The 12,564-nt window shown below is 73.4% G+C and carries 10 protein-coding genes; 7 read left to right on the forward strand and 3 right to left on the reverse strand.

Going from position 1 to position 12,564, the window contains the following annotated elements; genetic code table 11:
- Window positions 1-14: 14 nt before the first annotated feature.
- From OG299_RS37295 to OG299_RS37320, 6 genes are all read left to right on the forward strand, one after another.
- Complete coding sequence (locus tag OG299_RS37295; RefSeq protein ID WP_327363984.1) at window positions 15-1,973, forward strand: fatty acid CoA ligase family protein; 1,959 nt, start codon at window positions 15-17, stop codon at window positions 1,971-1,973.
- Window positions 1,970-3,058 (forward strand): NAD-dependent epimerase/dehydratase family protein, encoded by a 1,089-nt coding sequence (locus tag OG299_RS37300; protein ID WP_327363985.1) that lies wholly within the window; start codon window positions 1,970-1,972, stop codon window positions 3,056-3,058. The genes OG299_RS37295 and OG299_RS37300 overlap by 4 nt, the downstream gene beginning before the upstream one ends.
- Entirely contained in the window at window positions 3,055-6,246 is a 3,192-nt protein-coding gene (locus tag OG299_RS37305) for a non-ribosomal peptide synthetase (RefSeq protein WP_327363986.1), read from the forward strand. Before OG299_RS37300 ends, OG299_RS37305 begins: the two co-directional genes overlap by 4 nt.
- A complete protein-coding gene (locus OG299_RS37310; RefSeq protein WP_266633026.1) occupies window positions 6,243-6,962 on the forward strand; it encodes a formyltransferase family protein in 720 nt (239 codons plus the stop codon). The genes OG299_RS37305 and OG299_RS37310 overlap by 4 nt, the downstream gene beginning before the upstream one ends.
- 185 nt (window positions 6,963-7,147) lie before the next feature.
- Window positions 7,148-7,687: an EF-hand domain-containing protein gene (locus tag OG299_RS37315; protein ID WP_266633028.1), complete on the forward strand. Its 540-nt coding sequence runs from the start codon at window positions 7,148-7,150 to the stop codon at window positions 7,685-7,687.
- Between the two features lie 159 nt (window positions 7,688-7,846).
- Complete coding sequence (locus tag OG299_RS37320; protein ID WP_327363987.1) at window positions 7,847-9,448, forward strand: NAD(P)/FAD-dependent oxidoreductase; 1,602 nt, start codon at window positions 7,847-7,849, stop codon at window positions 9,446-9,448.
- Between the two features lie 64 nt (window positions 9,449-9,512).
- Here the strand turns inward: OG299_RS37320 and OG299_RS37325 are convergent, their stop codons facing one another.
- From OG299_RS37325 to OG299_RS37335, 3 genes are all read right to left on the reverse strand, one after another.
- A complete protein-coding gene (locus OG299_RS37325) occupies window positions 9,513-9,734 on the reverse strand; it encodes a hypothetical protein (protein ID WP_327363988.1) in 222 nt (73 codons plus the stop codon).
- Window positions 9,735-10,013: 279 nt separating this feature from the next.
- Window positions 10,014-10,235 carry a helix-turn-helix domain-containing protein gene (locus OG299_RS37330; protein ID WP_266633034.1) on the reverse strand — a complete coding sequence of 74 codons (222 nt, stop codon included), beginning with the start codon at window positions 10,233-10,235 and terminating at the stop codon, window positions 10,014-10,016.
- Window positions 10,235-10,726 (reverse strand): DUF2975 domain-containing protein, encoded by a 492-nt coding sequence (locus OG299_RS37335; RefSeq protein ID WP_266633036.1) that lies wholly within the window; start codon window positions 10,724-10,726, stop codon window positions 10,235-10,237. The genes OG299_RS37330 and OG299_RS37335 overlap by 1 nt, the downstream gene beginning before the upstream one ends.
- Window positions 10,727-11,028: 302 nt before the next feature.
- Here OG299_RS37335 and OG299_RS37340 point away from each other — a divergent pair, with 302 nt between their 5' ends.
- A complete protein-coding gene (locus OG299_RS37340) occupies window positions 11,029-12,501 on the forward strand; it encodes a sialidase family protein (protein ID WP_327363989.1) in 1,473 nt (490 codons plus the stop codon).
- The last annotated feature ends 63 nt before the right edge of the window (window positions 12,502-12,564 follow it).

The raw sequence follows: 12,564 nt of genomic DNA on the forward strand, positions 1-12,564 counted from the left end.
GCGAAGCCATGACCATGAGCACCGTTCCCCATTCCGGAACCGCCGCGGGCCTGGCCGACTGCCTGGAGCGCAACGCCGCCGCCTTCCCGCACAAGCCGGCCGTCATCCACCCCGACGGCCGCGAGCCCGGCGGCGGCCCGCGCTACCGCGAGGTCACCTACGGGGAGTTGCAGGACGCGGTCGAGGAGACGGCCCACGGACTCGCCCGCGCCGGGATCACCCGCGGGACCAAGACCGTACTGATGGCACCGCCCGGCCCGGAACTCTTCGTCCTCGCCTTCGCGCTCTTCCGGCTCGGCGCCGTCCCCGTCGTCGTCGACCCCGGCATGGGTGTGCGCCGGATGCTCCACTGCTACCGCGCCGTCGGCGCCGAAGCGTTCATCGGACCGCCCCTCGCCCACCTCGTACGGGTCCTCGGCCGGCGCACCTTCGGCCGCGTACGCATCCCCGTCACGCTGGGCCGCCACCGGCTGTGGGGCGGCCACACCCTCGCCGCCCTCCGCACCACCGGTGGGCCGAGGACCCCCGCGGCCGACGTCGGCGGCGACGACCTCCTGATGATCGGGTTCACCACCGGAAGCACCGGCCCCGCCAAGGGAGTCGAGTACACCCACCGCATGGCGCTCTCCATCGCCCGCCAGATCGAGGCCGCCCACGGGCGCACCCGCGACGACACGTCACTGGTGACCCTGCCCTTCTACGGCATCCTCGACCTCGTCTACGGCTCCACCACCGTCCTCGCCCCCCTCGCACCGGCCAAGGTCGCCCAGGCCGACCCCGCCCTGCTCGTGGACGCGCTGGAACGATTCGGCGCGACCACCATGTTCGCCTCGCCCGCACTGCTGCGGAACCTCGCCGACCACCTCACCGCCCTGGGCCGCCCCCTGCCCGACCTGCGCTGCGTCGTCTCCGGCGGCGCGCCCGTCCCCGACTCCGTCGTCGCCGCGCTGCGCACCGTCCTCGACGAGAAGGCGTCCGTCCACGTCACGTACGGGGCCACCGAGGTCCTGCCGATCACCTCGATCGAATCCGAGGAGATCCTCGGCGAGACCTCCGCGGGCAGCGCCCGCGGAGCCGGCACCTGCATCGGCCGCCCCGTCCCCGGCACCCGCGTCCGCATCATCCCCGTCACCGACGGCCCACTTGCCCACCTCCATGCCGCCGCCGCCCTGCCCGCCGGCCACGTCGGCGAGATACTCGTCGAAGGCGAGTCCGTCAGCCCCCGCTACCACGACGCGCCCCGATCCGACGCCCTGCACAAGGTGCTCGAGACCCGGCCCGACGCCGCCGCGCTCGCCTGGCACCGCACGGGCGACCTCGGCTGCCTCGACGACCGCGGCCGGCTCTGGTTCTGCGGCCGCACGTCCCAACGGGTGCGCGCCGCAGGCGGGGACCTCTACACGGTGCGCTGCGAGGGCGTCTTCAACGCCCATCCGCTGGTGCGCCGCAGCGCCCTGGTCGGCATCGGCCCGGCCGGCGCCCAGCGCCCCGTCGTCTGCGTGGAGAGCGACGTCCCGGCCGACAGCCCCGCCTGGCAGGACCTCGTCGCCGAACTGCGCGCCCTCGCCGCCGACCACGTCCCGACCAGGGGGCTGGAGGAGTTCCTGCACCACCCCGCCTTCCCGGTCGACATCCGCCACAACGCCAAGATCGGCCGCGAGCGGCTGGCCCGCTGGGCCGAGCGGCGCCTCGCCCCGCCCCCGCCTCTCTTCTCCCGGGCCCGCGCGGCCCGCCTCGTACCGCTCGCCGGCTGGGCGTACCTCCTCGGCGGCGCGGTCTGGGCGGCCGTCGGGGACGTCCCCGACGTACCCCTGCTGCGCTGGCTCTGGTGGGCAGACGCCTTCCTCAGCATTCCGGTGCACGCCGCGCAGATCCCCCTCGCCCTGCCCCGGGCCAGGGCCGCGGGCCACGGCAGCGCGGCCACCGCCGCACTGACCATGCTCTACGGCGCGACCTGGTGGCGGGCCCTGTGAACATCCTGATCACCGGGGCCACCGGCTTCCTCGGCGGTCACCTCGCCGACGCCTGCCTGCGCGACGGCCACCGGGTCCGCGCCCTGGTCCGGCCGGGCAGCGACACCGCCCGCCTGAGCGCCCTCGGTGCGGCCCTCGACCTCGTACCCGGCGACCTCGCCGACAGCGCCTCGCTGGCCCGTGCGGCCATCGGCTGCGACACCGTTCTCCACAGCGCCGCCCGCGTCGTCGACCACGGCAGCCGCGCCCAGTTCGAGGAGGCCAACGTCACCGGAACACAGCGGCTGCTGGCGGCGGCCCGCGCGGCGGGCGCCACCCGCTTCGTCTTCGTCAGCAGCCCGAGCGCGCTGATGCACCTGCGCGAGGGCGACCGGCTCCGGATCGACGAGAGCACCCCGTACCCCACCCGGTACTTCAACCACTACTGCGCGACGAAGGCGGCTGCCGAGCAGTACGTACTGGCCGCGAACACACCGGACTTCACCACCTGCGCGCTGCGCCCGCGCGGCATCTGGGGCCCCCGCGACCACGCGGGCTTCCTGCCCCGCATGATCGCCTCGATGCGTGCGGGCCGGCTGCCCGACCTGTCCGGCGGGAAACGGGTACGGGTCTCGCTGTGCCACGTCGACAACGCCGTCGACGCCTGCCTGCGCGCAGCCGCCGTCCCCGCCGAACGCATCGGCGGCAAGGCGTACTTCGTGGCCGACCGCGAGGACACCGACCTGTGGGCCTTCCTCACCCGCGTCGGCGCCCTCCTCGGCTGCCCGCCGCCGCACCCCCGCATCCCCGTCGCTGCCACCCGCGCCCTCGCCGGGGCCGTCGAGACGGCATGGCGCCTGCGCCCCTCGGCCGGTACGGGTCCACCGCTGAGCCGCTACATGACGGCCCTCCTCACCCGCTCCACCACGTACGACACGGGCGCCGCCCGCCGCGACCTCGGCTACGACCCGCCGCGCACCCAGGAGGACGGCGTGAGCGGGCTGCTCCGCTGGATCCACGGCATCGGCGGCGTCGAGGCCTGGACGCAGCGGGGCTGCAAGCCGCCCGCGTCCACGAGTACCGACCAAGGGACCACCACACGATGACACCCCCGCACATCCCGTACCGGCGGCCGGTATCGCCCACAGAGCACCTCTACCTCGCCGCCGGGCACGCGCGCGGCGCGATGGCCCTGCGCATCGTCGTCGAAGGGCACGCCACCCCCGAGCCGGCAGCCCTCCGGGCGGCGGTCGCCCGGGCCGCCGAGACCTGCCCCGGCTCCCGCCTGGTACGCCGCGGGCCCGTCTGGACCGCCGAGGGCCCGCTGCCCACGATCCGGTACGCGGCTCCCGCCGCCGGCGGCATCGACGTGTCGGACCCGCCCACGGCGGCGCTCCTCACCGGCCGCTCGCGCCGGAACGACCCGCCGGGGTGCGAGGTCCTGGTCGTCCCCGGCACCTCCGCGGACACCGCCACGCTCGTGTTCAGCGCCTCGCACGCCGTGATGGACGGTCACGGCGCGCTGACCTGGGTACGGGAGGTCTTCCGCGCCCTGCGCGGGGAGTCGGGCCGCCCCGCCCTCGCCCCGGACACCGACCGCGGTCTGCTGCGCCGACTCGGAGCCTGCGCCCGGCGCCCGCCCCTCGTCCCCGACCGGCCGTCACCCCTGGGCCGCCCCGCCCCGGGCCCCGAACAGACCCTGTGGCTCCGCCGAACCCTCCCCGGCCACCACCCGGCCCTCACGGCCAGGCTGGCCCAAGCCCTGACGGACAGCGCGGCGACGGCCGGCCCCCGCTCCGGCGGCGCGGGCCACGGCGGCACCCGGGTCATGATCCCGGTCGACCTGCGGCGCCACCGCCCCGGCATCGCCTCGACCGGCAACCTCACCCTGCCGCTGTTCCTGGACCTGAGCCCCGGACAGGAGTGGTCGAGGGCGCAGGTCACCCTGCTCCGGGCGCTCGCCGAGCACCGGGAGCTCGCCGAGGGCTTCGAGTCGGCCCTCCTCCCGCTGCCGCCGGCGGCCGGCCGCCTGCTGCTGCGGGCCGCCCAGGCGGGCGCCGTACGGGCCGACCGCCACCTCGCCTCGGCCGTCGTCTCCCACCTGGGGCGCCTGGACCCCGCCGAGTTCTCCGGCGGGGGCTTCACCGCGACGACCCTGTACGCCCTGCCCGTCCACGCCCCCCTGGTCCCCGTCTCGATGGCCGCCACCGAGACGGCCACCGCCACCGAGCTCACGATGGGCGTCCGCGGCGGCCCCGGTCTGGCCGAACGCGCCACCCGCCTCCTGGACGAAGTCCTGACCCACCTGCCGACCTCCGCGGCCCCACCGCTCGCACCCACCTCCCCCGCGCCGCGGCCGGAGCTGCCGCCCGCGCCGGTGCCCGATGCCGTGGCGCCCCCCGCCACCGTCGTGGAGCTGTTCCGCGCGCAGGCCGCCCGTACGCCCGGGGCGCCCGCGCTCGACGGGCCCGGCGGGGTGGTCACGTACGCCGAACTGGACCGCCGTTCCGACGCCGTGGCCGCCGCGCTGCTGCGCCGGGGGATCGGCCGCGAAGACCTCGTCGGTCTGGTCGTCGACCGCACCCCGGCCGGGGTCTGCGCCCTGTGGGGGATCCTCAAGGCGGGCGCCGCCTACGTGCCGCTGGACCCCGCCCACCCCGCCGCGCGGACCGCGGAGATCCTCCGCGCCTGCGGCGCCCGGCTCTGCCTGACCCAGCGTCACCTCGCCGAAGCCCTCGGCGCGCTCGCGCCCTGCCCCCTGCTCGAGGCCGAGGACCTCGTCACCGGCCCGACGCCCTGGCCGGTCCCCCCGGCCCCGGCGCTCGAGGACCTCGCGTACGTCATCCACACGTCCGGCTCCACCGGCCGCCCCAAGGGCGTGCAGATCGAACACCGCGCCCTCGCGGGCTTCGTCCGCTGGATGACGCAGGTCTGCCGCGTGGACGCCCGGACCCGCTTCGGCTTCGCGTCTTCCTACGGCTTCGACATCTCCTGCTTCCCCCTCTTCCTGCCCCTCCTGGCCGGCGGCACGGTCGTCCTCGCGCCCGACGCGCCCTCGCGCGCCACCCTGCGCCGGCTCGTCAGCGACCACCGGGCCGACACCCTCGCACTCACCCCCTCCCACCTGCCCCTGCTGCCCGACGCAGGCGCAGGCGCAGGCGACGTACGCACCCTGCTGCTCGGCGGCGAACCGCTGACCCCGGCCGCCGTACGCACCGCCCGTACCGCCTTCGGTCCCGACTGCCGCATCGTCAACGGCTACGGCCCCACCGAGGCGACCGTCGTCTGCCTCGCCCACGTCGTGGACGACGCGCGGCCCACGACCGCCGCCACCCTCCCCATCGGCACCCCCGGCCCCTACGCCCGGGTCGACCTCGTCACCGAGGACGGCGAGCGCATCGGGACCGGGGCCGAGGACACCGGCCGCACGGGGGAGATCGTCGTCAGCGGCTGCCAGGTGGCCCGCGGCTACCTCGGCCCGCCGGACGGCCGCCCCTCCCCGTTCGCCGAGCACGAGGACGGCACCCGCACCTACCGCACGGGCGACCTCGGCCGGCGACTGCCCGGCGGGGCGGTCGAGTTCGCCGGGCGCATCGACGGCCAGCTCAAGATCGCCGGACACCGCATCGAGCCCGCGGAGATCGTCGCCGTGCTCGAAGCCCGGCCCGAGGTGAGCCGCGCCGTCGTGGCCGTCCGCCGCCGCCCGCACACCACCACGCCGGTCCTGTGCGCGTACGTCGTCCCGCGCGCCGACGGCTCGTACGGCCCGTACGGCGAGGGCGAGGCCCCGAAGAGCCCGAACGGCCCGGACGGCCCGGACGGCCCGGGCAGTCCGCACGGCCCCGGCCTCCCGGACCTCCCCGCCGCCCTGCGCTCCGCGCTCACCGCCGTGCTGCCCGCCGCGATGGTCCCGGCCCACGTCATCACCGTGGACGCCATCCCCAGCACGGTCGGCGGCAAGGCCGACCTCGATGCCCTGCCCGATCCCTTCGCCTCCGCCCCCGTCGCCGCCCACGACACGGCGGGACCCGCCACCCTCCATGCACGGGTGGCCGCCCACTGGGCCGCGATCCTCGCCGTGGACACCGCCCGGCTGTCCGCGGAATCCGACTTCCAGACCCTGGGCGGAGACTCCCTCGCCCTGGTGGAGATGCTCACCGCCGTCTCCGACGACCTGCTGGAACCCGCCCAGGCCCGCCGCTTCATGGCCGGTCTCGACTGCCTGGTACGGAACCTGACGCTCACACAGGTCTGCGCGCACCTCACCGCCGCCCGAGAGGAGCTCCCCGTATGATCTTCGTCGGAGACGGCGCACTGCTGCGCCGAGCCGTCGCACACGCCGCTGCGCAGGGCCACCCCGTAGACCTCGTCTGCTGCGAGGATCCGCAGGACGCGTCGGGCGCCCGGCACCTGCACGTGCCCGCCCCCGACGACATCAACACCCACGCCGACGTCCTCGCGCAGGCCTGCAGCGACGGCATGGTCTGGTCCCTCAACAACCGCCGGATCTTCCGCGCACCGCTCCTCTCCCGGGGCCTGCGCATCCTCAACATCCACAACGGCCTGCTGCCCCGCCACCGCGGACTGCCCTCCGTGGCCGTCCTCTTCGCCCTGCTGAACGGCGAGCACGAGTACGGCGCCACCCTCCACGAGGTCGACGCGGGCATCGACACCGGCCGCGTCCTGGCCGAGCACCGCTTCCCGATCGCCCCCGACGCCCGCCACTTCCAGGTCATGCTCCGCGGCGTGCGCGCCTGCCAGGCCCTGTTCGAGGAAACCCTGCCGGCGGTCGCCGCGGGTGCGGCCCTCCGGCCCGCTCCCGCCCCCGCGGGGCCGTCGGCGTACTACGGGACCCGCGACCTGGCCCGGCTGGCGGACCACCGCGACCACCCGGCCTACGACGCCGCCACGGACCTCGGCCCCTTCGCCGCGCACGCCCCCGAACTGGCCGCGGCGATCGGGACGGCGGCGCCCGCCGATCGATGTCGAAGCGCTTCAGGGCCGCGTTGAGGGTGCTGCCGGGTCGTTGCTCTTCAAGTGCACCGTGCGACCTTCATATGAGATGACGTTTCGGACCGCTTCACCCGGAACGGTCAGGTAACCGATCTTTCCGTGCGTATGGGACGTGACCTGTGGTTTCCTGGGCCCGCCTCACGTGTGGCGAGGCGACTACGTGAAGTGAAGGGGATGTTGTCGTGAGCGTTCTGGACATCAAGCTGGACCGGTCGTTCGACGTCTTCGACTCGGACCGCGACGGGCGGCTCGAGAAGTCGGACGTCACCGGCCTCTCGGACAGGCTCGCCGAGTCACTCGGTGTTGCTCCGACGGTCGTGGCCGGGCTTCGGAACTCGTTGGAGGACCTCTGGGACGCCGTCTTCCAGAAGATGGACAAGAACGACGACGGAGGGGTCGACCGGCAGGAGTTCCGGGCGGCGTTCCGGGCGCGGATCGTCACGGACCAGAACAGGATCTGGGAACGGATCAGGAACATGAGCAACGCCTGGACGGAGCTCGGTGACCGCGACGGCGACGGCATGCTCAGCCGGGAGGAGTACACCTCGCTGCTCCACGGCATGTTCCGGTTGCCCCGCGAGACCTTCGACGAGGCGTTCAACCGGCTGGACATCGACGGTGACGGGCAGCTGAGCCGTGACGAGATCAGCTCCGCGATGAAGGAGTACTACACGAGCGACAACTACTCGGCCCGCGGGAACCAGTTCTTCGGGAGTCTCTGAGGCCTGCCCGAGACGGGTCCGGAAGAAGGGGGAGGGGCGGCCGTCTTTGCCCGCCGCCGCCCCGCCTTCCTGCAGGGGCTTCCGCGGACCGGTTCGTATGGCGTCCCCGCTCGTTGACCGGGAGGAAGCCGATCACTCAGAACCTGCTGGAGGACCCTGATGGCCGATGCCGCACTGCCGGTGATTGTTCTCTCCGACTCCGACCCGCTCCGCCGGCATGAAACCGCTGAGCTGGTGCAAAGCTGGTACCGGACGTCCTTCCGCGTGCTGCAGGTCGGAGGGCAGGCGGAGGTGGTCCGCGCGCTGCGCGCGCTGGCCGACCGGAAGGTACCGGTGGCAGCCGTGCTCGCCGACGAAGCACCGGACCCGGGCGCCGCGCAGCACCCGGGGGTGCGCTGGCTGTCGCTGGCCGAGCAGCGCAATGCGGAGTCGGACGCCCACGTCGGGGCGGCTCGGGACGAGGGCGACCCGGCCGAGCACCTTCGTGGCGCGCTCGACGATTCCCTGTGCACGTGGAACGCCGACTGCGACGGTGGTCTGCCGACCGCCGAGGTGCGCGGGAGCCGCTTCTCACCCGCCGCGTATGCGGTGCGCGACTTCCTCGGCCGCAGCGGCGTGATCTTCCGCTGGCTCCCCGAGGAGGACGTGCGGGACGCCCCGGTGACCGTCTGCCTCGGGGACGGCACCGAGATCGTGGATCCTTCGATCAGCGACCTGGCCGAGCGGCTCGGTCTCATCCGGCCGGCCGGACAGGACCACTACGACGTCGCGGTGATCGGCGGTGGCCCCGGAGGTCTGTCCGCGGCCGTGTACGCCGCTGCCGAGGGCATGAGCGTGGTCGTGATCGAGGACGACGCGCCCGGCGGGCAGGCGGGATCGACCTCGCGGATCGAGAACTACCTCGGTTTCCCCGTAGGTCTCACAGGTGGCGATCTCGCCCAGCGCGCCCTGCAACAGGCCCGTCGCGCCCGCGTCGAGTGGCAGCCCACCCGGGTGGCCAGTCGGGTGACCCCGACGGACACCGGTGACCACACCGTGGAGTTCGTCAAGGCGGGTACCGATGAGACGGCCTCGGTGACCGCGGCCGCGGTGGTGGTCGCCACGGGCGTGGACTGGAACCGGCTGACGGCTCCCGGCGTCGACCGGCTGCTCAACTCCGGTGTGTACTACGGCGCATGCCTGTCCGACGCCCCCTCGGCTGCCGGGGAGGACGTGTACATGGTGGGCGCGGGCAACTCCGCCGGACAGGCCGCCCTCTACTTCGCGCGCTACGCCCGCACCGTCACCTTGCTGGTGCGGGGCGCAGACCTCGGCGCTTCCATGTCGAGCTACCTGGTGCAGCGCATCGAGCGGACTCCGGGCCTCCAGGTCCTCCTGGGGACCGAGGTGGCCGCATGCCACGGCGAGACGACTCTCACCGGTCTCAGTCTGCGCGACCGCGCGGGCGGCGAGCGCACGGTCCCGGCGCACTGCCTCTACGTGTTGATCGGCGGCCACCCGTCGACGGACTGGCTCGGCGGCAAGCTGAAGCTCGACGGCCGCGGTTACGTCGTGACCGGAAGCGGGGGAGCCGACCCGGACGCGCTGCCGATGGAGACCAGCGTGCCCGGCGTGTTCGCCGTGGGCGACGTGCGCTCCGGATCCGTCAAGCGGGTCGGCGCCGCCGTGGGCGAAGGCGCCGCAGTCGCCCAGAGCCTGGTCGAGTACCGGCGGCGGCATCCCGAGCGCTTCCGGGATGCGCGAGCGTCCTGCGGTTTCTGACGGCAGCCGGGCGGAGGCTGCTGCTCCTGATCGCCCCGGTGTGCCCCGGCGCTCCGGGGCGGAATCAGCCGCCGCCCCTGTGGAGGAAGACGAGAAGGCTGCTCGCTTGGGCGGGGGTCAGGTCAACCGGAACGTCGTGGGGGGCCGGTTTCCCCTCGGCAATGGCGAGGAGGCGGGCTTCGGCTTGTTCGGGTGGGACGCTGTCGAGGATTTCATTGATCAGTTTCATCATCTCTTCGTCCGAGAGCGCTTCCGGATCGCTGAGGTTCTTCGGCTTCTCGTCCATGTCCGGCCTCACCGCGGAGTCATGTGAGCGAACTGGAGGGGTTGCGGCGGCCGGCGCGAGGCCGGGATTCTCGGCATGCGCATGACTCTCCTCTCAGGCGCCGACCACGGCCCTGTGGGAGGACAAGTCTCAGGGCTGACGGGCGCCCTCCACTCAGCATGGGCGATGCGCGCAAGGCCCGCGAGGCGAGCTGGGCACCGCAACGTGCGCACCGTGCGCGCCGGGCCCGCGGCGCCCCGCTCAGCCCTGAATCTGCGGGGTCGTCCGCCCCGGGGCACGTCATGCGTCCGCGGAGTCCTCGGCCTCCCAGCGCAGCAGGTCGCCGGGCTGGCACCTGAGCACCTCGCAGAGCGCGGCGAGCGTCGCGAAGCGCACCGCCTTGGCCCGGCCGTTCTTGAGTACCGCCAGGTTGGCGGGTGTGATCCCTACGCGGTCCGCGAGCTCGCCCACGGACATCTTCCGCCTGGCCAGCATCACGTCGATGTCGACGGTGATGGGCATCAGATCACCTCGTCCAACTCGGCCTGCATCTGCGCGGCTTCGACGTCGCGCGCGACGGCTTGGGCGAGCAGCATCCGCAGCACGAGCACGATGAGCGCGACCCCCAGGATGGCCAGGCCGACCCCGCCCATGATGACGGTGACGCCCGGGTCCTCCCGCTGGCCCGGTGCATTGAGGGCCGTGACCGCGAACCACAGCAGGGCAGCCGCCACGATCGCGCCGATCACGGCGTCGACGTACCGGAAGGCGGCGTGGGAGAACACGGTTCCGCGTCGCACCATCGTCACCAGCCGCCAAACGCAGACCAGGGCGACCTGGGCCGACAGCATGCCCAGGACCGCGATCACCCGGAACGCGGTCAGCGGGAGGGACCCGTCCTCCGGGTCGTTCCCGCTGACCAGCGTCCACACCATCAATGTCTGTACGCACACGGTGCCCGCGAGCACCACCGCGAGCACGGCGCGCAGCGCATGCACGGCCAGCTTTCCCATGACCCATCCTTCCATCGAGTTGCGATGGGAATCTATCGAAAGTCGATAGATGAAACAAGGGCTGGGACGGAGGGTGGCGAGCGGTTTCGCACCGTGGCGAGTTGCCGCCGCCGCCTCGTGATCCTCGACGACGCGGGGGAGGGCTCAGCCGTCCGGCCCATCAAGGGCACCGGCCACCACGCCGAAAAGGATCAAGCGGAGTCGTCCCACCCACTCCCGTTCCGGTATGCCTCCGCGCTCCACGCCGCCCTGATGACGGCGGTCCCGCACCCCGGCCGCCGAGGCCCGGAGGAGATCCCCGCATGCGCGTCTTCCTGCCCTTGACCGCTGTCGCCACCGCCGCGCTCCTGCTCACCACGGTCACCGTCGCGACTCCCGCCGCCGCAGACCAGAGCCCCGACGGCGCACCGCTGACCAAGGTGTCCCACGGCGACCCGTACGCGAACTGCACCATCGGCGCGATGTCGCCTGACAGCGTCGTCTATCCGGGCACCGAGGTCGAGCCGTACCTGTCCGTCGACCCGCGCGACTCGAAGCGCGTGGTCACCGTGTTCCAGCAGGACCGCTGGAACGACGGCGGCGCCCGCGGCCTGGCGGCCGCCTGGACCACGGACGGCCGCACCTTCCACCGGAGCACACTGCCGTTCAGCCTGTGCGCCCCGGGCGGCGCGGACTTCGAACGGGCCACCGACCCCTGGGTGAGCACCGGACCGGACGGAACCGTCTACGCCGGCGGGGAAGGCGTCGACTTCACCAAGAGCACGCGCACCGGCCTCCTGGCCGCCACGTCCCGCGACGGCGGCCGCACCTGGCGGAACCTCACCACCACGCACGTCGACGAGCAGCCGTTCTTCAACGACAAGCCCTCGCTCACCGCCGATCCGATCCGCAAGGGCACCGCCTACCAAGTCTGGGACCGCCTCGACAACGACCCGCCCGGCCCCAGCTCCCTCGACGGTCCGGGCTACATCTCCCTCACCCGCGACGGCGGCCGCACGTGGAGCAAGGCCCGGCCGTTCGTCGTCACCTCCGCCGTGCCCAACACCCAGACCATCGGCCATCTGATCGTCGTCGACCGGCACACCGGCACCCTGTACGACTTCTTCGACACGATCACCCTCTCCGAGGACCTGAGCACCGTCGTCGAAGCCCACTACGCGGTGGTCACCTCGACCGACGCCGGAGAGACCTGGAGCACCCCGGTCACCGTGGCCCGGGACACCTCCGTACCGGAGGTCGACCCGAACGACCCCACCAAGGTGCTGCGCGCCGGGTCCACCCTGCCCAGCCCGGCCATCGACCCGAAGACGGGCACGCTGTACATGGCCTACGAGGGCTCGGACTTCTCCGGAGGCACGTTCGACTCCGTCCAGCTGGTGCGCTCCACCGACGGCGGACGGACCTGGGGTGCCCCGGAGCTGATCAGCCCGAAGGGCGTGCCGGGCTTCTCCCCGTCGATCGCGGTCGACGAGCGGGGCACCGTCGCACTCACCTACTACGACCTGCGCTTCCTCAAGCCGGGCGACACCACCACCCTGCCCACCGCCTACCAGCTGGCCACGCTGCCGCACGGAGACCCGAAGCTCCGGACAGAACGACGGATCTCGCGGATCTTCGACTGGCTGCAGGCACCGTCCTCCGGGGGCTACTTCCTCGGCGACTACCAAGGCCTGGTGGCAGACGGCAAGGGAGTACGGGCGGTGCTGACCGAGACCCACTCCGATGCTCCACAGAACCGTACGGACGTGTACAGCGGCAGTTTCCGCACCCGGTGACCGCAGCCCGACACCCAGGCCCCGCACCGCCGGACGCCGGAGGGGCCACAGCCGCTCCGGTCC

Source organism: Streptomyces sp. NBC_01296 (assembly GCF_035984415.1).
In the GTDB taxonomy this organism is placed as follows: domain Bacteria; phylum Actinomycetota; class Actinomycetes; order Streptomycetales; family Streptomycetaceae; genus Streptomyces.

Coding starts and splice junctions, on each gene's coding strand:
- OG299_RS37330 (WP_266633034.1), bottom strand. CDS start 10,235: ATGCCCATCACCGTCGACATCGACGTGATGCTGGCCAGGCGGAAGATG.
- OG299_RS37320 (WP_327363987.1), top strand. CDS start 7,847: ATGGCCGATGCCGCACTGCCGGTGATTGTTCTCTCCGACTCCGACCCG.
- OG299_RS37325 (WP_327363988.1), bottom strand. CDS start 9,734: ATGGACGAGAAGCCGAAGAACCTCAGCGATCCGGAAGCGCTCTCGGAC.
- OG299_RS37295 (WP_327363984.1), top strand. CDS start 15: ATGAGCACCGTTCCCCATTCCGGAACCGCCGCGGGCCTGGCCGACTGC.
- OG299_RS37310 (WP_266633026.1), top strand. CDS start 6,243: ATGATCTTCGTCGGAGACGGCGCACTGCTGCGCCGAGCCGTCGCACAC.
- OG299_RS37305 (WP_327363986.1), top strand. CDS start 3,055: ATGACACCCCCGCACATCCCGTACCGGCGGCCGGTATCGCCCACAGAG.
- OG299_RS37340 (WP_327363989.1), top strand. CDS start 11,029: ATGCGCGTCTTCCTGCCCTTGACCGCTGTCGCCACCGCCGCGCTCCTG.
- OG299_RS37335 (WP_266633036.1), bottom strand. CDS start 10,726: ATGGGAAAGCTGGCCGTGCATGCGCTGCGCGCCGTGCTCGCGGTGGTG.